This is a genomic window from Devosia sp. P3_B2 (genome assembly GCF_056402875.1).
Window position 1 is genome coordinate 115,031 of the sequence record NZ_JBFUGO010000001.1, and the last position, 21,195, is coordinate 136,225.

Here is a 21,195-nt window from a genome sequence, read left to right on the forward strand (position 1 = left end):
AGCTTGGCAACGACCACCATCGGTGGGTGGAGCGCGCTCGGATGCCAAGCAAGTGCTGTGCCAGCGCTTTTTGGGCTAGGCACTACCCGGCGGCGGTGCGACGTGTCGTCGCTTGACCGCAACCAACGCCGTCGCCAGAGATTGCCCAACGTGACTGACGCCGGGCCATCCGGCGCGCGCTTGGAGGAATGTGAATGAAAGTCCTGGCCCTTAGTTTGGTGATGTCGGCGCTGCTCGCCGGTTCGGCTTTTGCCGAAGGCGACGCGGCAGCAGGCGCCACCGTGTTCAAGAAGTGCGCGTCCTGCCACGCGGTGGGCGAGGGCGCCAAGAACAAGGTCGGGCCTGAGCTGAACCTGCTCATCGGCCGGACTGCCGGCACGGCCCCGGACTTCAAGTATTCCCAGGGGATGACCGATGCCGGCGCCGGCGGGCTGGTGTGGTCGGCCGAGACGCTGCACCAGTTCTTGACCAAGCCGAAGGACTTCGTGAAGGGCACCAAGATGAGCTTTCCCGGGCTCAAGGAGCAGGCGGACATCGACAATGTCGTCGCCTACCTCACGACCTTCTCGACCGCGCCGGCGGCAGCGCCCGCGCAGTAAGGCCAACGACGACGTGGCATGATTCAGCCCCTTCCCAGACCGGGAGGGGGCTTTTTCTTGCGCACCCCCCAAATGGGGGGTATGCGACCTTCTATTAGCTTATCGAATGTGACGTATTGTGCTGACATTGAGGGCTAGAAGTCAGGGCCCTCATGGATATCACCCTCAAGCAGATGCAGATCTTCCGCGCCGTGGTGATCGCGGGATCGATCACCAAGGCATCGCGGCGCGTCGGGCTGAGCCAGCCGTCGATCAGCCAGCAACTGGCCAAGCTCGAGGAGCGGCTGGGCACCCAGCTGATCAACCGTAACCGCACCGGCACGGTGAGCCTCACGCCGTCGGGCGAGTACTGGTTCAAGTTCTCCGACGATGTGCTGCGCAAGTTCGACCAGGCGATCGACGAGCACGAGAAACGCTATGTCGACAGCCGGGTGTTCCTGCGGATCGGGCTCTCGCCAACGCTGCGCGGGCGGTTCCTGTCGGCGGCGGCGCGGATCGCCAGCGACGAGCAAGGCTTTGCCAAGTTCGAAGTGAGCTATGCGACGACCAGCAGCGAACTGGTCGAGCAGTTGCGGCTGCACCAGCTCAACTGCGTGATCGTCAATGACGAGGCACTGGCCGAGGATCGCTCGTCGTTCGCTACGTCGCTGCTGTTCCGCGACCCGATGGTGCTGGTGGTGCCGGCGGATTTGCCGGAGGGGATGCTGGAGAGGGCGCTGACCAAAGGGGTCAAAGCCTCTCAGCTCGATGCGTCGCTCACCCGCTACGTCGAGATCAGCGCCAATGTGCCGATGCGGCCGGTGTCCGATGCCTGGTACCGCGCCAACCTGCCTTACGCGACGCCGACCTTCTCGGCGATGACCTACGTGGCGGCGACCGACATCGTGGCGGAGGGACTGGCGACCACGCATGTGCCGCTGTCGCTGCTGCCGAGCCTGCCCAATTCGGTGCGGACGCGGCTCAAGGTCCATACGCTCCCCGGCATGGACCGCTCGATCGTCCTTGCCATGCCCAAGCACCTGATGACGCTGCCGGGCTATGCCAATATCTTCAGGCGGCTGACCGATTTCTGCCGGCATGAGTATGCCCAGAACGTCCCCGCCGACAGTGTGCTGGAACTGCCGGTGCCCGAACGGGCGCGGCCGGAGAAAGAGTTGGCCGGGGGCCGTGTGGCTGCCGGGGTGCAGCAGAATTACCAATAGATGACATAGGCAAACTTCCCCGCGCATCGGTCTTATGTGGCGCCAACGCCTACCTAAGAACTGATCCTTGAAGAGGGGGAGACTATGCGCCTAAAACACCTTCTGGCCGCCATGTTGGCCGGCAGCATGCTGGCACTGCCGGGCCTGACAATTGCGGCGGATGTGACCGCCGAGCGGCTTTCTGCCGCGGGCAGCGAGGCGGAGGCCGGCAACTGGCTGATGGTGCACCGCACCTATGACGCGCACCGCTTCTCGCCGCTGAGCGAAATCACCGCAGACAACGTTTCGGGCCTGAAGCTGGCCTTTGCGGTGCCACTCGGCGGCTCGGAGCCCGCCGGCTTCGGCGCCGGCTCGATGGAAGCGACCCCGCTCGCCAAGGACGGCTTCCTCTACATCTCGGACCCGTGGGGCACGCCTTACAAGATCGACGCGTCGGACGGCAAAACCGGCAAGACCGTGTGGGTCGGCGATACCGGCGTCGACAAGGACCCGAGCCGCGCCATCCTCCTCGCCTCGCGCGGCCTGGCGCTGGTCGACAACCTGGTGATCACCGCGCTCAACGACGGCCGTGTCATGGCGTTCGACGACGAGACCGGCGACGTGGTGTGGGACCAGCAGGTCGGCAAGGAGCCGGGCGAAGGCTTCACCAACGCGCCGCTGGTGGTCAAGGACAAGATCCTCGTCGGGCAATCCTATGGCGACTGGGCAACGCGCGGCTGGGTTGCGGCACTCGATGCCAAGACCGGCGAAGAGGTCTGGCGGTTCTACACTGTGCCGGAGCCAGGCCAGCCGGGTTCGGAAACCTGGCTCTGCGACCAGTCGGGCAACCCCGACTGCTGGAAGACCGGCGGCGCGGCGGCGTGGGTGACGGGTTCCTATGACGAAGCCAGCAACACCACCTATTGGGGCACGGGCAACCCGGTGCCGATGTACGATCCGGAGTATCGTCCGGGCGACAACCTCTACTCCAACTCGACCGTGGCGCTCGACGCCGATACCGGCGCGCTGAAGTGGCACTTCCAGTACACCCCGGGCGACTACATGGACTATGACGAAGTCGGCGCCCAGCTGCTCGTCGATGCCAAGGTGGAAGGCGAGGACCGCAAGGTCCTGGCGCATTTCGGCCGCAACGGCATCTTCTACACGCTCGACCGCACCAACGGCTCGTTCATCGCGGCGAACCCCTATGTCAGCAAGCTGAACTGGACCAAGGGGATCGACCCTAAGACCGGCAAGCCGGTTGAGTACGATGCGTCGAAGCCTTTGCAGGTCTATGCCAACGGCACGATGCGTCGTGGCGGCGAGACGGTGAACACCTGCCCGAACATCCAGGGCGGCATGAACTTCTGGCCGCCGGCTGTCGATTCGACCAGCAACATCGCCTACGGCGCCGGCATCGAAGGTTGTTCCGACCTGACCGTCGAAGCCAAGGCTCCGGAAGACGTGGCGCCCGGCAATTCGACCTTCGCGGGCGGTGCGGCGGCGGCGTCGGGTGCCCAGACCGGCGCGATATTTGCGTTCGACGTCACCACCGGCAAGCAGGTCGCCAAGATCGATCGTCCCTATCCGAACTATGCCGGCGTGATGACCACTCCGGGCCTCGTTTGGACCGGCGAGATGGACGGCACGTTCGGTGCCTATGACGCGAAGACGCTGGAGCAGAAGTGGTCGATCAACGTGGGCGGCACGTTCAGCGCCCCGCCGATCGCCTTCAAGGTCGGCGACAAGGAATACATCGCGATCGCGGCCGGCGGCAGTGCCGTCACCACCTTCGGGTATCCCGAGCTCGCCAACCGGCCGGCGGCCAACGTCCTCTACGTGTTCGCGCTCTGAGAGCGAGCCCGCGACCGCAAACCTAACGATGCCGGGCGGTTCCGACCGCCCGGCACAGCTCATTGAAGAAAGAAGAGTTCCTCAGATGTCGCTCCTCAACCGCAAATCCCTGGCGCTGCTCGTCGCGGCGGGCCTCGTCGCCATCACGCCGCTGGCGCTGCATGCCGCGCAGCCGCCGGCCAATGCCCCGGCAGCCGAGACTGCCGCACCCGCCGAAGCGCCGGCGACCGATGCCGCCGCTGTCGCGCTTGATCCGCTGCTGGCTGGCGCCGATATCAACCGCGGCGTCGTGGTTTATGGCAGCAAGGGTGGCAACTGCGTCTCGTGCCACGGCTGGGACGGCAACGGGCTGGGCAAGAACCCGCGCTCGGAAGGCGCCGCGGCACTGCTGCGCGAATCCGGCCTCGATGCGCAGGGGTTCATCGAAATCATCAGCTGCGGCATTCCGGGCACGCCGATGCCCTACCACGATGCGCAGGCCTACAAGGACGACCGCTGCTACGGCATGACCAAGGCCGACTTCGAAGAGGGACAGATGCCGCACAAGGGCAAGTCGCTCAAGAAGGAGGACATCATCAGCCTCGTCGCCTACATCCAGACCCACATCCAGGGGAAGCCCAAGGCGACGTACGAGGACTGTGCGTTCTACTTCGGCGCTTCGGCCGAGAAGGCCTGCGCCTTTTTGAAGAAGTAGGCGATGCGGATCGGCCTGCCGCTGCTCTCGATCGGGGTGCTGATGGCGCTGGCGGTGACGCCGGCGCTGGCGCAGTTCGACGTGAACCTCGTGCCCAAGTACACGATCTGGGACATCAAGTTCGGCGAGCCTATCAGCCAGGTGCCGCCGCAGGAGATCGCCGAGATCGCCTGCGGCACCAATGGCGGGCCGCCCTCGACGCCGCTCAGGGATTTCTCGGAGTTCGAGAAATGCCCGGCGGAGCCGTCGGGGCTGCACGAGGTGTTTTTCACCAATGACGACGAGGCCGACTACATCGCGAGGGCGTTGGAAGCGGAGTACCGCGTGATGCAGGGCGGCACGTCGATCTATGCGCATCCGGTGGTCTATTCGGTGCTGATCGACGGCGGGGGGATCGCCCGCGGCATCCGCATCGTCACCGACGAGCGCGCCGCCGACCGCGAGCGGCGGGTGGCGGTGACGCTGGCGCGCAACCTCAAGTCGCGCTACGGGCGCTGGGCGCAGAGCTGCGACAACCTCAAGCCGACCGATGGACAGCTGCCGGTGGGCAAGGTGTTCGTGCACGAGATCTGCACCGCCGTCAGCCCGGAGGGCGATGCGCGAATGCGGCTCGAAGCCACGTATTTCCGCAAGAAGGGCCAGACCTCGATCAGTCTCGAAACGCAGAAGATCAACAAGAACTACTTCCAGTCGGCGACCCGGCTGGAGGTGGTGCAGAAGCCGTATGAGCCGGACACGACGCCGGTCCGCTAGGGCCGCTGGGAGGATGACGATGAGGATAGGGCTGTTCGTGCTGCTGGCGCTGTTGCCGGGCGCGGCGACGGCCGGGCCGGTGGAGGACCTGAAGAGCGGGACCCGGACCGAATGCCGGGGCTGTGACCTGAGCAACGAGAGCTTCAAGAAGGTCAACCTTGCAGGGGTCGACCTCTCGGGGGCCAATCTCAGCGGGACGACGTTTCATCGGGCCAACCTGAGGGGTGCCAACCTATCGGGGGTGAACGCGGAGGGGGCGAACTTCAATCTCGCCGACCTCGGCAGCGCTGATCTCAGCGGCGGGCATTTCAAGGACGCGATGTTCTATGAGGCGCAGCTGTCGGGCGCCAAGATGGCGAAGGCGGACCTGACGGCGACGCGCATGCAGCATGCGCGGCTGACCGGCGCGGACCTCAGCGGGGCTGATCTCGACTGGTCTGTTATGAAGGAGGTGCGGCTCAATAATGCCAACCTCACGGGAGCTTCGATGGAGCGGACCAATCTCGAGAAGGCCAGCGTGGGGCGGACCAAGTTCGACGAGACCACGATCACCAGTGCTGGCTTCCTGCAGGCGAGCGCGCCGGGAGCGAGCTTCAAGGCGGCGACGATTTCGCTGACCGACTTCTACGGGGCCGAGCTCAACAATGCTGATTTCGCCGGCGCGGTGTTGAGCGATAATCGCTTCACGCGCGCCAAGCTAAAGCTCGAGCAGTTCACCGGCAGCACTTTCACACGCAATATCCTGCCCGATGGGCGGGTGCAGGGGCCTGAATGATACGCACGAAACTAGGCCTCGCCGTGGTGGCGATGACGCTGGCGGTGTCCGGCGCGGTGGCGCAGGAGGTGGTGACGGGGGCCGCCAAGGTGGTCGACGCCGACATCATCATGGTGGAGAAGCAGCGGGTGATCCTTTGGGCGGTGGATGCGCCGGAGCGGCCGCAGAAGTGCTTCGTGGGCGATCTGCTGTGGGACTGCTACGGCGCAGCACGGCAGGCGCTGGGCGAGCTGCTAGCTTCGGGTGAGGCGAGTTGCACGCTGCAGCCGGGCGAGCCGGACAAGTTCAACCGGCGGTATGGCGTGTGCACGTCCGCAGGCAGGGATATTGGCGCGGAGCTGGTGCGGCTCGGGATGGCGCGGGCGTATGGGGAGCAGGGGCCGGACTACGTGGCGCAGGAAGAGGAAGCAAGGGTCGCGGCGATTGGGGTGTTCCAGGCTGGGGCCAAGGTCGACGCGCCGTGGGAGTTCAGGAAGACGGATCCTCGGAATTATCGGTGACGCTCGGAGGGCGGCGCCTAGTCCGCAGCGGCGGTCGCGGCGGCCGGCTTTGCCCCGGTCAGCGCAATATATGCATCCGTCAGCGTTTCCGTCCCGGCCGCCGCCATGATCTCGGCCGGCGTGCCCACGCGGATGATCTTCCCTGCGACGATGAGCGCGATGCGGTCGGCGTGTTCGACTTCTTCGACCAGGTGGGTGGCCCAGAGGATCGAGACCTGGTGCTGGTCGCGGACGGCGCGGATGTGCTGGCCGAGGAGTTTTCGCGTGGTTGGGTCGAGGCCGACGGAGGGCTCGTCCATCAGCAGGAGGTCGGGCAGGTTGAGCAGGGCGCGGAGGATTTCGATGCGGCGCTGGTTGCCGCCGGAGAGGGTGCGGACCGGCTTGTCGATGAGGTCGGTGACTTCGAACAGTGACGCTGCGGCGTCGATGCGGTCCTTCAGCAGCTTGCCGGAAAGGCCGAACAGGTTGCCGTGGAATTTGAGGTTGGCGCGGACACTCATGTCGAGATCGAGCGAGCGCGACTGGAAGACGACGCCGAGGCGTTTGAGGATCGCGGACGCCTGGTCCTGGTAGCTCAGGCCGAACAGCTGGACCTCGCCGCCATCGGGCGAGAACAGGCCCGAGCAGATCTGGAACAGGGTGGATTTGCCGGCGCCGTTGGGGCCGAGCAAGCCGACGATCTCGCCGGGGGTGATGTCCAGTGACACGCCCTTCAGCGCTTCGTTGCTGCCGTAGGACTTACTGATGTCGCTGAGCGCGAGGACGGGGGCCGTCATCCGAAGGCCTTCTCGTCTGTCCCGGCGGAGGCGGCGATCTGGTTGGCGATCTGTTCGCGCTGCTCACGGGTGCGGCGGCCGCGCGGGATGTCGAAGCGATGGTCGGCGGCGATGCGGGCGGGGCGGCCGGTGAGCACGATCGCGCGGTCGGCCAGCATCGCGGCATCCTCGGGCAGGTGGGTGACGAGCAGCACGGTGGGGCGGCTGGCGTCGATGAGCGCGGACAGCACCTGCTCCATCTCGCGCACCAACGTGCGGTCGAGTGAGACGAAGGGCTCGTCGAGCAGCAGCAGGCGCGGGTTGACCGAGAAGGCGCGGGCCAGCGCGACGCGGCGCTGCATGCCGCCGGAGAGTTCGTGCGGATAGTGGTGCTCGAAGCCGGCTAGGCCGACGTTGCGCAGCATCTCGGTGGCTTCGGCAATGGTGGTTTCGAGGCGGACGGCACGGATGTTTTCGAGGGCACTGAGCCAAGGCAGGAGGCGTGCGTCCTGGAACACGAAACCGGCAGGCGGGGCTTCGGCGGCGGGGACGCCGTCGACCAGCACGGTGCCGGAGAACAGCGTGTCGATGCCGCCGACCATGCGCAGCAGGGTGGATTTGCCGACGCCGCTGGGGCCGACCAGTGCCACGATGGAGGAAGGCTCGACCGTGAGGTTGAAGCGCTCGAGCAGCGGTTCGGGCAGGAAGTCGAAACGCTTGCCTTCCACGGCGATGTCGAGACGGGGGCCGGTCATCGCACCTGCCGCCACTTCAGCACCCGCGCTTCGAGCGGGCGGAGGATCAGGTACTCGAAGACGAAGACCACGAGGATGAAGGCGGTGGTGTAGGCGAAGATGCCCTTGATGTCGAAGAACTGGAAGAACACAGAGATGCGGAAGCCGACGCCGCCATCGGAGCCCAGCACCTCGAAGACTAGGACGATCTTCCAGATCAGGCTGAGTCCGGTGCGCGCCGCGGCGAGGACGAACGGCATCAGCTGCGGCACGGCGATCAGGCGCAGCTGTCGCAGGAACGGCATGCGGAAGGCGCGGCCGAGATCGTCATAGGCGGGATCGAAGCTGCGCACGCCCTCGCGGATGGTGGCAATGACCAGCGGCAGCTTGTTGAGCACCACGGCGAGAATCAGCGCGAACTCGGTGAGGCCGAGCCAGATGTAGAGCACGATGGCGATGACAATGGCCGGGATATTGAGCCCGACCACCACCCAGGTGGAGAACAGCCGGTCGGCGACGCGCGAGCGGCCGAGCGCGATGCCGATGGCGGTGCCGAGCGCCATGGCGATGACGAAGGCGGTGATGGCGCGGGTGAGGGTCTTGCCGAGATCGGGCAGGAGCTTGCCCGTAGTGGCAAGCGTCCAGACGTGTGCCCCGACCTCGATGGGCGAGGGGAACAGGCGCGACGGGAACAGCATCGAGAGGACCTGCCAGCCGGCCAAAAGCAGCAGCAGGCTGATCAGTTCGAGGGGAACGCCCCGCCTGGTCACGCGCCGCTGCCGCCCATTGGTTACGGCTGCGATGCTACTGTCGCGCAGTTCAACGGCTATTTGCGATAGCCCTTCCAGAAGGTGCCGTCGGCCAGTTCGGTCGAATCCCCGACGACATCGGGGCCGCCGAACTTGGCCATCACGGCGAAGGATTCCTCGGCCGGCTTCATGCTCGAGGCCGCGTATTTGGTGACGATGCCACGACGATAATCGTCGCGCAGCTGGGTGAACAGCGCGTCGTCATCGCCGACATTCATCACGTCGCGGATCTTGTCCCACAGCGCGTCGTCGGTGAGCAGCGCGTTCTTGGTTTCGAAGCTGGCGTCGAGGAAGCCCTTGATGGCGGCTTTCTTCTCGCGGCCGGTCTCGTCGAAGAAGGCCCAGCCGAGCAGCGGCGGAGTTTCGGAGACGCCGAGATCGGCGAGCATGGCGGCGACCGAGATCAGCTCGGTCTTCCCCGCGAGCTTGGCGCGCGAGTTCCAGTTCCACAGGTTGAGCGCCGCCTGGGCCTGGCCGCCGGTGATCAGCTCGTTGACCAGCGGGGGCGCACCGAACTTGGCCGAAGCGTCCTCGGTGAGGTTGCCGCCGGTGAGCTTGTTGTAATAGGCGGCGAGGATCACGTAGCTCTTGTCGACCGGGCTACCGGAGACGGCGAGGGTCTTGCCCTTCAAGTCAGCGACCGTGGCAATGCCGGCGGCCGGATCGACGACGAGGCCGCCGACGGTCAGCGAGTGCGGCACCATGGTGACCATGTTGCCCTGGTGGCGCTGGATCGAGACCCAGACGAAATCGGACAGGATGACGTCGACTTCCTTGGCTTGCAGCGCGATCTGGCCGGCCTTGCTGTCAGCGACATCGCGGATGTCGAGCGCTAGGTGGTGCTTCTTGTCGAGGCCGAGCGCCTGCATGGCGGCCAGCTCCCATTTCACCGTGCCGGTGGCCTGCACGCCGAGCGACAGTTTTTCCGGCTCGCCGTGCTGGGCGAAGGCACCGGAAACGAAGCCGATCGCCAGGGTCAAACCCAGCAGAACGGCCTGAAGAATATTGCGCATGGTCCCTCCCAGGGAACGCGTGTTTTTCGTGGTGGGTCCAGCGCTAGCACCCGCGGACATTGGGCTTGGCTATATCATGTATTGCGGTTGGCGGGGTGGGCGCGCTCGGGCGGAAAGCGGATTGTGAATTGCGATACCGCTGATCGAAAACCGCCTATTGGAACCCGCATAATGAAGACGATTTTTGCAGCTGCTGCTGCCGTACTGATGCTGGCCTGCGCGGCGCAAGCCGAAGGCAACCTCGCGGCGAACGGCACAGACCTGACGCTCGAGATCAACACGGTGGACCTGAAGTTTTCGCAGGACGTGTGGGAGCTCGAAACCGGCAAGTACTACCAGCTCGACATCACCTCCGACGGCAACGAGGAAATCTCGGTGGTGGCGCCGGAGCTGTTCCGCAATTCGTGGATCAACCAGATCGTCGTCAACGACCTCGAGGTGAAGAGCTACGGGCTCTATTCGGTGGAGTTCGACAATGCCGGCACCTTCAACATCTCGTTCGTGCCGATCCGGCCGGGTGAGTACGAGATCTATGTCCCGGGCTACGAGAACCGCGGGCTGAACGGGAAGTTCATCGTCAAATGAGGTTCACCCGACGCACATTCGTCGCGACGGCGACGGCATTGCTGGCGTCGAGCGCCGTGCCGCGGGTCCTCGCCAAGGGGACGGGCAACATCTTCGTGTCCACGGAGAAGGGCAACGAAGTGGTGGTGCTGGACCAATCGCTGGCGGTGATCAAGCGCATTCCCACCTCGCGCCGGCCGCGCGACATGCACTTCAACGCGGCCAAGGATTTGCTCTACGTGGCCTGCGGCGACGATGATGCGATCGATGTGATCGATGTCGCGACGCTCGAAGTGGTGGACTCGATCCCGACCGGCCCGTCGCCGGAAGTGTTCGCGTTCTCGCCTGACGAGAAGATCATCTACGTCTCGAACGAGGAGGACTCGCGGCTCGAGGCGATCGACATGGAGACGCGGGTTTCCATCCAGGACATCCCGACCGGCGCCGAGCCCGAGGGTGTGCTGGTGATGCCGAGCGGCAAGACCGCCTATGTCACTTCGGAAGTCGCCGACATGGTGCATGTGGTCGACACCACCACCGGCGCGGTGACCAAGAACATCCTTGTCGGCACGCGGCCGCGCCGCTTCATCCTGACGCCGGACGGGACGGAACTGTGGGTGAGCTGCGAGCTATCGAGCGAGATCTACATCATCGATACGGCCACCGACGAGATCAAGGGCGACAGCCTGATCTTCGTGCCGCCCGGCTTCCGCGAGGAAGACGTGACCCCGGTGGGGATGGCGGTGACGAGGGATGGATCGAAGATCCTGCTCAGCCTCGGCCGCGCCAACCATGTCGTGATCATCGATGGCAAGACGCATGACGTGCTGCAGTACGTGCTCGTTGGCAAGCGCGCGTGGTCGGTGGATCTCTCGCGCGACGAGAGCCGGGCCTATGTGGCCAACGGGCTGTCGGACGACATCACGGTGATCGACATGGCCTCGATGAAGCCGATCCAGTCGGTACCGGTTGGGCGTGTGCCGCATTCGGTGGTGATCGATGACTAAACAGTTCCTCGGGCTCCTCCCCCTGGCGGCGTCGCTGCTCCTAAGCGCCCCCGCCTTTTCTGCCGAAGTGAAGATCGGCTATCTCGGGCTTAAGGACGATCCGCGCTACCACCCCGACCTCGTCTACACGCGCATCGAGATCGCGCCGGGTGGCAACCCGATCGACGGGGCGACGATGGGCGTCGCGGAGATGAAGGTGGTGTCGGACGCGGTGGACCAGCAGGTGGTGCTGGATCACCAAGAGGGCACCGACGCAGCCTCGCTGGTCGCGAAGGTCGACGCCATGGTCAAGGCGGGCGAGCAGTTCGTCATTCTCGACCTGCCGGCCGAACTGGTGGACCAGGTGGCCGGGCATATGCGCGAGTGGCCGGTGACGCTGCTCAACGCCACGGCGCCGGAGGACTATCTGCGCCAGCGGTGCTACCCGAACCTGCTGCACACTGCAGCGTCGGACCGCATGCTGTCGGACGCCATGGTGCAGCTGCTGCGCACACGCAACTGGACCAAGGTGCTGATGCTGGTCGGCGCTGAGCCGCGCGACAAGGCGATGGCGGCGGCGTTCCGCGCTTCGGCCGAGCGGCAGCGGCTCAATATCGTCGACGAGCGCGAGTTCACCCTCGCCACCGACCCGGCAAACCGCGAGAGGAACAACTCGCTGCTGATCACCGGTAATGCCGATTACGACGTGGTGTTCGTCGCCGACCACCAGGGCGAGTTCTCGCGCTACCTGCCGTACGATACGCAGCTGCCGCGGCTGGTGGTGGGCTCGACCGGGCTGGTTGCTTCGGAGTGGCAGTGGAGCTGGGATCGCGATGGCTCGACGCAGGTCACCTCGCGCTTCGAGACGCTGACCGGCGGCCGGCGGATGACCGGGCAGGACTGGTCGACCTGGATCGCCGCCAAGGCGATTGTCACGGCCTATGCCAAGGCCCGAACCGGTGAGTACCAGAAGACCGCGGACTACATTCGCGGCAACCGGCTGAAGATCGACGGCGCCAAGGGCGTGCAACTGAACTTCCGGCCGTGGGACGGGCAGATGCGCTTCCCCATCGTCTTGGCGACGCATAACGCGGTGATCGCCGAGGCGCCGCTCGAGGGGTTTTTGCACCAGACCAACGTGCTCGATACGCTCGGCACCGACGAGCCGGAGCACAAGTGTCTGTAGGCGTTCAGCATCTGTGGCTCGGGGTCTACGCCATCACTTGGCGGGAGATCGCCAAGTTCCTGCGACAGACCGAGCGGCTGCTCTCGGCGCTGGTGCGGCCGGCGCTGTGGCTGGTCGTGTTCGCGACGGGGTTGCATGACCTGCTCGGCGTTTCGATCGTGCCGCCGTACCAGACCTATACGCCGTACCAGGAGTACATACTGCCGGGGCTGGTCGGGATCGTCATCCTGTTCCAGTGCATGCAGTCGGCGCTGTCGATGGTCTATGACCGCGAGGCCGGGGTGATGCGGGTGATGCTGGTGACGCCGCTGCCGCGCGGGTTCCTGCTGTTCGCCAAGATCACCGGCGCGACGATTTTGGCGCTGCTGCAGGCCTATGCGTTCCTGATCGTTGCCAAGCTCGTCGGCTACGGGGTGCCGGATTTCGGCTATCTCACCGCCATCCCGGCGATCATCCTCGCGGGGCTGATGCTGGGTTCGATCGGACTGCTGGTCTCGGTGTACACGCCGCAGATCGAGAATTTCGCCGGGATGATGAACTTCGTGGTGTTCCCGATGTTCTTCCTCTCCTCCGCGCTCTACCCGCTGTGGAAGCTGCGCGAGTCCGGGGCGGAGATCGTCTACTGGCTCAGCGTCGCGAACCCCTTCACTCATGCGGTGGAGCTGATCCGCTTCGCCATGTACGGGCGGCTGAACCTCACCTCGCTCGGCGTCGTCGCCGGGTGCGCCGCCGTGGCGTTCTTCCTCGCGGCGCGCGGGTACGATCCGCAGGCCGGAGCGATCCGCAAGGTGAAGCGGGACTGATCCTGGCAGGTGCATTATCGTTCATATGGAGCATTGAAGTCGCGGCGAGCGGGTGATGAGGTACGCTCCTCATACTTCAGGGAGGATTTCATGAGTCTCAGTGTTCTTTTCGTCGGTGGTACCGGGCAGATTTCGCTGCCCTGCGTCGAGCGTGCGGTGGCCGAGGGTCACAAGGTCAGCGTGTTCAACCGCGGCCAGCGCGATGCGGCGCTGCCCAAGGGGGTGACCTCGATCGTCGGCGACATGAAGGACCAGGCGACCTATCGGGCGCTGGGCGGCATGAAGTTCGACGTGGTGGCGCAGTTCATGGTGTTCACGCCCGAGCAGATGGCCGAGGATATCGCGACCTTCGCCGGCAACACCAAGCAGTACATCTTCATCTCGTCGGCCTCGGTCTACGAGAAGCCGGCGCGGCATTACATCATCACCGAGAAGACCCCGACCGTGAACCCTTACTGGGGCTACAGCCAGGCCAAGATCGCGTCGGAAGCGATGCTGAGGGCGTCGAAGAACCTGCCCTGGACCATCGTCCGGCCGAGCCACACGGTGCGCACCGGGCTGCCGACGATGATGGGCGAAGGCGACATCGTCATCCGCCGCATGCAGCAGGGGAAGCCCGTGATCGTTGCGGGTGACGGCACATCGCCGTGGACGCTGACGCGTTCGGTGGATTTCGCCGTGCCGTTCGTCAACCTGTTCGGCAAGGCCGCGGCGCTGAGCGAGGATTTCCACATCACTTCGGACCGCGCCTATAGCTGGGACGACATCTACGTGGCGATCGGCCGCGGCGTCGGGCTCACGCCTGACATCGTGCATGTGCCGTCGGACACGCTGGTTGCCTACAAGAAGGACTGGGAAGGGCCGCTGATCGGCGACAAGACCTGGTCGGCGCTGTTCGACAATTCCAAGGTGAAGCGCGTCGCCGGCGACTTCAAATGCTCGGAGGATCTCGACGAGGTGCTGGCGGAGTCGATCGGCTTCCTGAAGCAGCGGCTGGCGTCGAACGCGCCGGTGAACACGGAGCTTGATCCGCTGATGGACCGGATCACTTCGGAGCAGGCAGCGTTGGGGCGCTAGCTTGGTTCGTGCGGGCGGCAACGTGCGTAGGGCGCCGACGATACGAAAGGCCGGGCACTAGGCCCGGCCTTTGTCACTCGAGCGTTCGTGGCGTGGTTTCAGTAAGAAATAAGGGCATGAACTGGCGTAACTAGTGTCCACCACACTCGGATAGGAATAACTGCGTAGTCAATACTATTGCATTTCACCTATATAGTACAAAGTACAACAAGTTTTCCTATCGCTCGGGACTGGTTCTTAATCTCCACATCGCTCCGCTAAAGGCGAATCGAATGTGGAGAACGACCTTGCCTTCCGTGTCTTCGGTTTCGCGATCAGGCAATGCCTATGTCGACGGCATCCTCGGCGACTACAAGTGGGGCACGTCCAACCTCACCTATAGCTTCCCGACCAGCGCGTCATTCTACGGGAGCTACAGCTCAGGCGAGCCCTCAAGCAATTTCGGTGCCCTGAACGCGGCCCAGATCCAGGCGGCAAAGGCCGCATTCGCCTCCTATGCGGCGATTGCCAATCTCACCTTCACGCAAGTCACGGAGTCCTCGACCACGCATGGCGACCTGCGGGTGGCCATGTCGGACCTGCCTGCGACGGCGTGGGGCTATTATCCCAGCACCGCGGCCTCGGGCGGCGACGTGTGGATGAACAAGTCGACCGGCTATTACAACAGCCCGGTCAAGGGCAACTACGCCTACATCTCGTTCCTGCACGAGATCGGGCACGCGCTAGGCCTCGAGCACCCGCAAGACAACAACATGCCCTCGAGCCGGGACTCGATCGAGTACACGGTGATGAGCTACCGCTCCTATGTCGGGGCGCCGCTGCAGAACTATACCAACGAGACCTGGGGCTTCGCCCAGACGCTGATGATGTACGACATCGCGGCGATCCAGCACATGTACGGCGCCAATTTCACCACCAACGCCGGCAGCTCGGTCTACACCTGGAGCCCCACCACCGGGCAGATGTCGATCAACGGCGTCGGGCAGGGGGCGCCGGGCGGCAACCGTATCCTGATGACGGTGTGGGATGGCGGCGGTGTCGATACCTATGATCTCTCCAACTACTCGACCAACCTGAAGATCGACCTGAACCCGGGCGCCTGGACGACCACGTCCTCCGAGCAACTGGCGCGGCTGACCACCAACGGTTCCAAATTGGCGGTCGGCAACATCGCCAATGCACTGCTCTACAATGGCGACCTGCGCTCGCTCATCGAGAACGCCGAAGGCGGGTCCGGCAATGACACCATCGTCGGCAACGTCGCCGACAATACGCTGTGGGGCAATGGCGGTGCCGACTCCCTGACCGGTGGCGACGGCGACGACCTGCTTTATGGCGGCTCCGGTGGCGACCGGATGGAGGGCGGCAACGGCCTCGACTCGGTGTCGTACCTGGAAGCGACGGCCCGCGTCGTGGTCGATCTCGCGAGCCCCTCGCTCAATGGCGGCGAAGCAACCGGCGATACGTACTCCTCGATCGAGCAGGTGATCGGCAGCAATTTCGATGACAGCCTGTCAGGTGACAGCGCGGCCAACGGGCTAGGCGGCTTTGCCGGCAACGACACGCTCAATGGCCGCGCCGGCAATGACGTGCTGGTGGGCGGTGACGGCAACGACGTCCTCAACGGCGGTGCAGGTGCCGATCGGCTGGAGGGCGGCAACGGTATCGACACGGCGGACTACAGCGCGGCATTGCTCAACAGCCTGTTGTCACTGTCGGTCTCCGGGGTGACTGTTGACCTGATGGCCCCGAGCGTCAACACCGGAGAGGCGGCGGGGGACACCTTCTTCTTTGTCGAGAATCTCACCGGCAGCGCTTTCAACGACGTGCTGCGGGGGGACGATGGCGCCAATGTCATAAACGGCATGGGCGGCACCAATGCGCTCCAGGGGCGCGGCGGCAACGACACCCTGATTGGCGGCATCGGCAACGACAAGCTCGAGGGCGATGCGGGCGCCGACACCCTCACCGGCGGGCTGGGGTTCGACACCTTCATATTCGTTGCCACCAGCGACAGCCCTATGACCGGGCGGGATACGATCACCGATTTCCTGTCGTTGACCGACAAGATCGACCTCAGGGCGATCGACGCCAACACCACCGTGTCCGGCGACCAGGCGTTCACCTATATCGGCTCGGGTGCCTTCACCAAGAAGGCGGGCCAGCTCAGTTTCACCGGCGGGCTTGTCGCCGGCGACGTCAACGGGGACGGCATCGCCGACTTCCAGATCGCCGTCAAAGGCCTGGCGGTGCTCGCGGCCGGCGATTTCATCCTCTAGACATGGGACCCACGGACACCATGTCAGGGCGATCAGCAGGTGCGGCCCCGGCTTTGCGGGGATCGGTGCGCGCCGCGGGACCGCTCGCCGCGTTCGTGCTGGTCAGCCTGCTTGCCAACCTGATCATGCTGGTCGGCCCGCTGTTCATGCTGCAGGTCTATGACCGGGTGCTGCCCAGCCGCTCGTTGCCGACGCTGTGGGCGTTGCTGCTGCTGGTGGTGGCGCTCTACGGCGTCTACGCGCTGATCGAAACGCTGAGGACGCGGATGTCTGCCCGTTTCGCGAGCCTCGTCGATGCGCGGCTTTCGCCGCTGGCCTTCGAGGCGGGGCTCAGGGGCAGGCTCCAGGTGCAGGCGGTAACGCCGGCCGATCCGGTGCGCGACCTCGACAACATCCGGCAATTCCTCTCGAGCTCCGGTCCGGTGGCGCTGCTGGATCTGCCGTGGATGCCGATTTACCTCGCCACGGTGTTCCTGCTCCATCCGGTGCTCGGCTGCGTAACGCTCGCTGGCGCGTCGGTGATGACGGTGCTGCTGGTCATCAACGAGTTCATGTCGCAGCGGCCCTCGCGCGAACTCGCTGCGGCGACGGCGCGGCGGCAGGTGCAGTCCGACGACGCGCGGGCCAGCGCCGAGAGCGTCATCGCCATGGGGATGCTGCCGGCGATCGCGCGGCGCTGGGACGTGGCGAGCGGCGAGCTGTCGCGGGCCCAGCAGCAGGCCGCCGACCGGAACGGCTTCTACGCGTCGCTGAGCAAGGCGTCCCGCTTCCTGCTGCAGGCCTGCGTGCTGGCGACTGGCGCCTATCTGGTGATCGCCGGCGAAATCTCGGGCGGGCTGATGGTTGCAACGTCGATCATCTCGTCGCGGGCACTGGCGCCGGTCGAGCAGATTGTCGGCCAATGGCGCGGCTTCGTCGGTGCGCGACAGGCCTGGCAAAGGCTGAAAGCTGCGCTGGCGGCGTCCCGGATCGAGCTGCCCGGCGTGAGCTTGCCGGCCCCGCGCCGCTCGCTCGCGGTCAACCAGCTGTCGACCGGACCCAGCGCGCGGACGCGGCTTGTCGAGGGCATCTCCTTCGATCTGAGCGCCGGCGAGGCGATGGGCGTGCTCGGGCTCTCGGGTTCGGGCAAGTCGTCGGTGGCGCGCGCGCTGGTCGGGGCCTGGCCGGTGCTGTACGGCGCGGTTCGCCTCGATGGGTCGGAACTCGACCATTTCGATCCGCATGAACTCGGCCGCAGCGTCGGCTATCTGCCGCAACAGGTGGAGCTGTTCGCCGGGACCGTGGCGCAGAACATCGCACGGTTCCGGGCCGGCGACGACGAGGCCGCGCTGTTCGCGGCGGCCCATGGGGCGCGGGTGCACGAGCTCATCGCCGGCCTGCCCGAGGGCTACAACACGCAGATCGGCGAGCGCGGCGCCGCCCTGTCGGCCGGCCAGCGGCAGCGCATCGGGCTGGCGCGGGCGCTGTACGGCGATCCGTTCCTGCTGGTGCTGGACGAGCCCAACTCCAACCTCGATGCCGAGGGCGACGCGGCGCTGACCGAAGCGGTGCGCACCGCCAAGGCCCGCGGCGCGGTGGTGATCATCGTGGCGCACCGGCCAGCGGCGATCGCTGCGGCGGATAAGCTGCTCTATCTCAAGGGCGGACGGCAGCAGGCGTTCGGGCCCAAGGACGAGGTGCTGCGCCAGATCACTCAGCCGGCATCGAACGTCCGCAGCATCGTGGCGGTGGCCAATGGCTAGCGAAACGCTCGAAGGCATGGCTTCCGCAAGCCTGGGGCGGCACGGCCTCGTCGGCTTTGCCGTCGTCGTGGCCGTGGTCGGCGGGCTGGGGCTATGGGCGGCGACGACGCAGATTGCCGGAGCGGTGGTCGCGGGCGGCATCGTGGTGGTGGAGGGCGGCAGCAAGCGCATCCAGCACCAGGAGGGCGGCATCGTCAGCGAAATCCTGGTGCACAACGGCGACGTGGTGACCGAGGGCCAGCTGCTGCTGCGGCTCGACGGCACGGCAGTGTCGGCGTCGCGCGACGTGATCAGGGCGCATCTCGACAATGCGTTCGCCGCCCGCGCGCGGCTGGTTGCGGAAGCCGCTGGAACGGCCACCATGGAGCGGCCAGCCGCCACCGGCTGGTCGCCGGGTCCGGATTTCAACCAGGCCTTCGAGACGCAGGAGCGGTTGCTCGAAGCGCGAAGGACCTCGCTTGCCGGCCAGCAATCCCGGCTCGATGAGCAGAGCGCGCAATTGCAGGAACAGGTGGCGGGGCTGCAGGCGCAGCGCGCGGCCCTCACCGACGAGCTTGCGATCCTCAGCGACGAGTGGCGCGGGCTTGAAGAGTTGCTGGCCAGCGGGCTCACCGACTCGGAGCGTGCCAACGCCAACCGGCGCCAGCGCACCACCATCGAGGGCAGCATCGCCAAGCTCTCCACCGATATCGCCGGCGCGCGGGCGGCGATCGCCGAGCGGGCGCTGGCGGGCGCGCAAGTGGTGGACGATTTCCGCTCCGAGGTGCTGCAGGAGCTGCAGGCGCTCGAAGCGAACATCGCGGAATTGCTGCAGAAGCAGATCGCTGCCGACGACCGGTTGCGGCGGCTGGAGGTGCGGGCACCACGCTCGGGCATCATCCACCAGTCGATCGTGCAGACCGTCGGCGGGGTGATCGGCGCCGGCGAGGCGGTGATGCTCGTCGTGCCGGCCAACGATCAGCTGCTGGTCGATGTCCGCGTCAGCCCCACCGATGTCGACGACATATCGGTGGGCCAGGACGTGCTGCTGCGATTTACCGGTCTCGAAGCACCGACGACGCCCGAACTGCACGGCTCGGTGCGGTCGGTGTCGCCGGCCACGGCCAACGACCCGGTTACCGGCGCGATGTTCTACGAAGTCAGGGTCAGCGTGCCGGAAGCCGAGCGCCAGCGCCTAGGGGCGGCGACGCGGCTGATGCCGGGCATGCCGGCTGAAGCGTTCCTCGAAACCAATACCCGCACCGTGCTAGCCTATCTGGTGAAGCCGCTGATGGACCAGGTGTTGCACAGCTTCCGGGAAGACTAGGGAACAGCGATGAGCGAGTGGATCGACTTTCAACGCTGGACTGAATGCGTCGGCATGGAGCGGCCGGGCATGGTGTTCGAGGTGGTCAACGGCGACCTGCAGAGCCTCATGACCCATTGCATCGTCCCGCTCGAAACGCCGTTCGACTGGCGGTCGCCGCCACTCAGGTTCCGAGTCATCGTCGAACCGACACCGATGCACTCCGAGCCGCTGCCCAAGCCATCGGAAAACAGCTGAGGGTCGCCGCGCACCCGGGCTTCCGGCAGCGCTCCCCAGAAATGCGAAAGGCCGGGCACTAGGCCCGGCCTTTGTCGCATCCCTGCAATCCAGGGAGGATATTGGAGCGGGCGAAGGGATTCGAACCCTCGACCCTAACCTTGGCAAGGTTATGCTCTACCCCTGAGCTACACCCGCACTCCATCGGCTCTTTACGATGCTAGCTCCTTGTGGGAACTTGGCAGCGCCGAACCGCGCGCCTATATGCCCAATCGAAAGCGGGTTTGCAACCCATAATTCTGGTCTCGTCAAAGCCGTGATAAAGCTTGCGTCTGACACCCTTCGGGGCGCAAGAAAATCAAGGAAAGACGGGCCTCTCACCGGCCCCGACCCGGCAGGAAAAGTACAGTATGTCCCTCAATGATCTCAATCCGGCCTCCAACACCGCTGCTGCTCCGGCCGCCGCTTTGATCAAGGATTCGACAGATCGGGCGTTCAAGGCCGACGTTATCGATGCCTCGCTCGAGGCGCCGGTGCTGGTGGATTTCTGGGCGCCGTGGTGCGGCCCGTGCCGCCAGCTGACGCCGAACCTCGAGAAGGTGATCAACGAGAAGGCCGGCAAGATCCGGCTGGTGAAGATCAATATCGACGAGAATCCGGGCGTCGCCGGCCAGCTCGGCATCCAGTCGATCCCGGCGGTTTTCGCCTTTGCCGGCGGCCGGCCGGTCGATGCGTTCCTCGGGGCGATCCCGGAGAGCGAAGTGCGGCGCTTTGCCGACAAGGTGATCTCGGGCGCCCCGGCGGGCCAGCCGCAGGCAGGCTCGATCGAGGAAGAAATCGCCAACGCAGTGACGGCCGCGGGCGATGCGCTGAAGGTGGGCGACCTCAACCAGGCGGCGCAGATCTACGGCATGGTGCTGCAGCACCAGCCGGATCACGCGGCGGCGATCGTCGGCATGGCCAAGGTGTTCCTCGCGGCCGGCGAGCCGGATCAGGCGCGGGCGGTGCTTGACACCATGCCGGAAGCCGAGCGCAAGGGCGACGACTACAACTCGACCGTCGCGGCGCTGAAGCTGCTCGGCGAGGCAGCGGAGCTCAGCGAAACCGATGAGCTCGCCGCACAGCTCGAAAAGAACCCCGACGACCACCAGGCGCGGTTCGACCTCGCGGTGAAATACAATGCCGAGGGCAAGCGCCTCGAGGCAGCGGAAGCACTGGTGACGCTGATGCACCGCGATCGCACCTGGAACGAGGACGGGGCGCGCAAGAAGCTGCTCGAGCTGTTCGAAGCCTGGGGTCCCAAGGATCCCGCCACGCTGAAGGGCCGCCGGCTGCTGTCGGCGTTGCTGTTCAGCTGACCTTACTATCG

Annotated in this window: 21 protein-coding genes and 1 tRNA gene; 17 read left to right on the forward strand and 5 right to left on the reverse strand. The window is 65.5% G+C overall.

Annotated elements, in window-relative coordinates:
- Positions 1-194 precede the first annotated feature (194 nt).
- The 7 genes from AC1DV8_RS00600 (at position 195) to AC1DV8_RS00630 (ending at position 6,356) form a co-directional block, all read left to right on the forward strand.
- Positions 195-599: a c-type cytochrome gene (locus AC1DV8_RS00600; RefSeq protein WP_477156093.1), complete on the forward strand. Its 405-nt coding sequence runs from the start codon at positions 195-197 to the stop codon at positions 597-599.
- 152 nt (positions 600-751) lie between these two features.
- The gene (locus AC1DV8_RS00605; RefSeq protein WP_477156094.1) at positions 752-1,801 is read left to right on the forward strand and encodes a LysR family transcriptional regulator; all 1,050 of its coding nucleotides are present in this window, start codon (positions 752-754) and stop codon (positions 1,799-1,801) included.
- An 84-nt stretch (positions 1,802-1,885) separates the two neighbouring features.
- Entirely contained in the window at positions 1,886-3,634 is a 1,749-nt protein-coding gene (locus tag AC1DV8_RS00610) for an outer membrane protein assembly factor BamB family protein (RefSeq protein WP_477156095.1), read from the forward strand.
- Between the two features lie 85 nt (positions 3,635-3,719).
- Positions 3,720-4,328: a c-type cytochrome gene (locus tag AC1DV8_RS00615; RefSeq protein WP_477156096.1), complete on the forward strand. Its 609-nt coding sequence runs from the start codon at positions 3,720-3,722 to the stop codon at positions 4,326-4,328.
- Between the two features lie 3 nt (positions 4,329-4,331).
- Entirely contained in the window at positions 4,332-5,081 is a 750-nt protein-coding gene (locus tag AC1DV8_RS00620; RefSeq protein WP_477156097.1) for a hypothetical protein, read from the forward strand.
- Between the two features lie 19 nt (positions 5,082-5,100).
- Positions 5,101-5,856, forward strand: coding sequence for a pentapeptide repeat-containing protein (locus AC1DV8_RS00625; RefSeq protein ID WP_477156098.1), 756 nt, complete (start codon positions 5,101-5,103; stop codon positions 5,854-5,856).
- Positions 5,853-6,356, forward strand: coding sequence for a thermonuclease family protein (locus AC1DV8_RS00630; protein ID WP_477156099.1), 504 nt, complete (start codon positions 5,853-5,855; stop codon positions 6,354-6,356). Before AC1DV8_RS00625 ends, AC1DV8_RS00630 begins: the two co-directional genes overlap by 4 nt.
- 17 nt (positions 6,357-6,373) lie before the next feature.
- On the opposite strand, the gene AC1DV8_RS00635 is transcribed toward AC1DV8_RS00630, so the two are convergent.
- From AC1DV8_RS00635 to AC1DV8_RS00650, 4 genes are read right to left on the reverse strand one after another with little or no spacing between them, the layout of a single operon-like run.
- The gene (locus AC1DV8_RS00635; RefSeq protein WP_477156100.1) at positions 6,374-7,132 is read right to left on the reverse strand and encodes an ATP-binding cassette domain-containing protein; all 759 of its coding nucleotides are present in this window, start codon (positions 7,130-7,132) and stop codon (positions 6,374-6,376) included.
- Complete coding sequence (locus AC1DV8_RS00640) at positions 7,129-7,866, reverse strand: ABC transporter ATP-binding protein (RefSeq protein ID WP_477156101.1); 738 nt, start codon at positions 7,864-7,866, stop codon at positions 7,129-7,131. The genes AC1DV8_RS00635 and AC1DV8_RS00640 overlap by 4 nt, the downstream gene beginning before the upstream one ends.
- Positions 7,863-8,615 carry an ABC transporter permease gene (locus tag AC1DV8_RS00645; protein WP_477156102.1) on the reverse strand — a complete coding sequence of 251 codons (753 nt, stop codon included), beginning with the start codon at positions 8,613-8,615 and terminating at the stop codon, positions 7,863-7,865. Before AC1DV8_RS00645 ends, AC1DV8_RS00640 begins: the two co-directional genes overlap by 4 nt.
- Before the next feature lie 56 nt (positions 8,616-8,671).
- Positions 8,672-9,667, reverse strand: coding sequence for an ABC transporter substrate-binding protein (locus AC1DV8_RS00650; protein WP_477156103.1), 996 nt, complete (start codon positions 9,665-9,667; stop codon positions 8,672-8,674).
- A gap of 171 nt (positions 9,668-9,838) precedes the next feature.
- Between AC1DV8_RS00650 and AC1DV8_RS00655 the strand changes: the two genes are divergently transcribed.
- The 9 genes from AC1DV8_RS00655 (at position 9,839) to AC1DV8_RS00695 (ending at position 19,847) form a co-directional block, all read left to right on the forward strand.
- Positions 9,839-10,252, forward strand: coding sequence for a cupredoxin domain-containing protein (locus tag AC1DV8_RS00655; RefSeq protein ID WP_477156104.1), 414 nt, complete (start codon positions 9,839-9,841; stop codon positions 10,250-10,252).
- A complete protein-coding gene (locus AC1DV8_RS00660) occupies positions 10,249-11,238 on the forward strand; it encodes a PQQ-dependent catabolism-associated beta-propeller protein (RefSeq protein WP_477156105.1) in 990 nt (329 codons plus the stop codon). The genes AC1DV8_RS00655 and AC1DV8_RS00660 overlap by 4 nt, the downstream gene beginning before the upstream one ends.
- On the forward strand, positions 11,231-12,403 hold the full coding sequence (locus tag AC1DV8_RS00665) for a type 1 periplasmic-binding domain-containing protein (RefSeq protein WP_477156106.1): 1,173 nt from the start codon (positions 11,231-11,233) through the stop codon (positions 12,401-12,403). Before AC1DV8_RS00660 ends, AC1DV8_RS00665 begins: the two co-directional genes overlap by 8 nt.
- The gene (locus tag AC1DV8_RS00670) at positions 12,394-13,206 is read left to right on the forward strand and encodes an ABC transporter permease (RefSeq protein ID WP_477156107.1); all 813 of its coding nucleotides are present in this window, start codon (positions 12,394-12,396) and stop codon (positions 13,204-13,206) included. Before AC1DV8_RS00665 ends, AC1DV8_RS00670 begins: the two co-directional genes overlap by 10 nt.
- Before the next feature lie 90 nt (positions 13,207-13,296).
- Positions 13,297-14,283 carry an SDR family oxidoreductase gene (locus AC1DV8_RS00675; protein ID WP_477156108.1) on the forward strand — a complete coding sequence of 329 codons (987 nt, stop codon included), beginning with the start codon at positions 13,297-13,299 and terminating at the stop codon, positions 14,281-14,283.
- Between the two features lie 272 nt (positions 14,284-14,555).
- A complete protein-coding gene (locus tag AC1DV8_RS00680; RefSeq protein WP_477156109.1) occupies positions 14,556-16,562 on the forward strand; it encodes a M10 family metallopeptidase C-terminal domain-containing protein in 2,007 nt (668 codons plus the stop codon).
- Positions 16,563-16,627: 65 nt separating this feature from the next.
- Positions 16,628-18,304: a type I secretion system permease/ATPase gene (locus tag AC1DV8_RS00685; protein ID WP_477156110.1), complete on the forward strand. Its 1,677-nt coding sequence runs from the start codon at positions 16,628-16,630 to the stop codon at positions 18,302-18,304.
- Complete coding sequence (locus AC1DV8_RS00690) at positions 18,297-19,610, forward strand: HlyD family type I secretion periplasmic adaptor subunit (RefSeq protein WP_477156111.1); 1,314 nt, start codon at positions 18,297-18,299, stop codon at positions 19,608-19,610. Before AC1DV8_RS00685 ends, AC1DV8_RS00690 begins: the two co-directional genes overlap by 8 nt.
- Positions 19,611-19,619: 9 nt before the next feature.
- Positions 19,620-19,847, forward strand: coding sequence for a hypothetical protein (locus AC1DV8_RS00695; protein WP_477148358.1), 228 nt, complete (start codon positions 19,620-19,622; stop codon positions 19,845-19,847).
- A 102-nt stretch (positions 19,848-19,949) separates the two neighbouring features.
- On the opposite strand, the gene AC1DV8_RS00700 is transcribed toward AC1DV8_RS00695, so the two are convergent.
- Positions 19,950-20,024, reverse strand: a tRNA-Gly gene (locus tag AC1DV8_RS00700).
- A gap of 212 nt (positions 20,025-20,236) precedes the next feature.
- On the opposite strand from AC1DV8_RS00700, the gene AC1DV8_RS00705 reads away from it, so the two are divergent.
- Entirely contained in the window at positions 20,237-21,184 is a 948-nt protein-coding gene (locus tag AC1DV8_RS00705) for a tetratricopeptide repeat protein (RefSeq protein ID WP_477156112.1), read from the forward strand.
- Positions 21,185-21,195 lie beyond the last annotated feature (11 nt).

What these genes read in the sequence shown, in the direction of transcription:
- AC1DV8_RS00695 (WP_477148358.1), top strand. Translation starts at nt 19,620, where the DNA reads ATGAGCGAGTGGATCGACTTTCAACGCTGGACTGAATGCGTCGGCATG.
- AC1DV8_RS00640 (WP_477156101.1), bottom strand. Translation starts at nt 7,866, where the DNA reads ATGACCGGCCCCCGTCTCGACATCGCCGTGGAAGGCAAGCGTTTCGAC.
- AC1DV8_RS00650 (WP_477156103.1), bottom strand. Translation starts at nt 9,667, where the DNA reads ATGCGCAATATTCTTCAGGCCGTTCTGCTGGGTTTGACCCTGGCGATC.
- AC1DV8_RS00600 (WP_477156093.1), top strand. Translation starts at nt 195, where the DNA reads ATGAAAGTCCTGGCCCTTAGTTTGGTGATGTCGGCGCTGCTCGCCGGT.
- AC1DV8_RS00615 (WP_477156096.1), top strand. Translation starts at nt 3,720, where the DNA reads ATGTCGCTCCTCAACCGCAAATCCCTGGCGCTGCTCGTCGCGGCGGGC.
- AC1DV8_RS00675 (WP_477156108.1), top strand. Translation starts at nt 13,297, where the DNA reads ATGAGTCTCAGTGTTCTTTTCGTCGGTGGTACCGGGCAGATTTCGCTG.
- AC1DV8_RS00665 (WP_477156106.1), top strand. Translation starts at nt 11,231, where the DNA reads ATGACTAAACAGTTCCTCGGGCTCCTCCCCCTGGCGGCGTCGCTGCTC.
- AC1DV8_RS00705 (WP_477156112.1), top strand. Translation starts at nt 20,237, where the DNA reads ATGTCCCTCAATGATCTCAATCCGGCCTCCAACACCGCTGCTGCTCCG.
- AC1DV8_RS00635 (WP_477156100.1), bottom strand. Translation starts at nt 7,132, where the DNA reads ATGACGGCCCCCGTCCTCGCGCTCAGCGACATCAGTAAGTCCTACGGC.
- AC1DV8_RS00605 (WP_477156094.1), top strand. Translation starts at nt 752, where the DNA reads ATGGATATCACCCTCAAGCAGATGCAGATCTTCCGCGCCGTGGTGATC.
- AC1DV8_RS00620 (WP_477156097.1), top strand. Translation starts at nt 4,332, where the DNA reads ATGCGGATCGGCCTGCCGCTGCTCTCGATCGGGGTGCTGATGGCGCTG.
- AC1DV8_RS00625 (WP_477156098.1), top strand. Translation starts at nt 5,101, where the DNA reads ATGAGGATAGGGCTGTTCGTGCTGCTGGCGCTGTTGCCGGGCGCGGCG.
- AC1DV8_RS00680 (WP_477156109.1), top strand. Translation starts at nt 14,556, where the DNA reads ATGTGGAGAACGACCTTGCCTTCCGTGTCTTCGGTTTCGCGATCAGGC.
- AC1DV8_RS00690 (WP_477156111.1), top strand. Translation starts at nt 18,297, where the DNA reads ATGGCTAGCGAAACGCTCGAAGGCATGGCTTCCGCAAGCCTGGGGCGG.
- AC1DV8_RS00630 (WP_477156099.1), top strand. Translation starts at nt 5,853, where the DNA reads ATGATACGCACGAAACTAGGCCTCGCCGTGGTGGCGATGACGCTGGCG.
- AC1DV8_RS00655 (WP_477156104.1), top strand. Translation starts at nt 9,839, where the DNA reads ATGAAGACGATTTTTGCAGCTGCTGCTGCCGTACTGATGCTGGCCTGC.
- AC1DV8_RS00610 (WP_477156095.1), top strand. Translation starts at nt 1,886, where the DNA reads ATGCGCCTAAAACACCTTCTGGCCGCCATGTTGGCCGGCAGCATGCTG.
- AC1DV8_RS00660 (WP_477156105.1), top strand. Translation starts at nt 10,249, where the DNA reads ATGAGGTTCACCCGACGCACATTCGTCGCGACGGCGACGGCATTGCTG.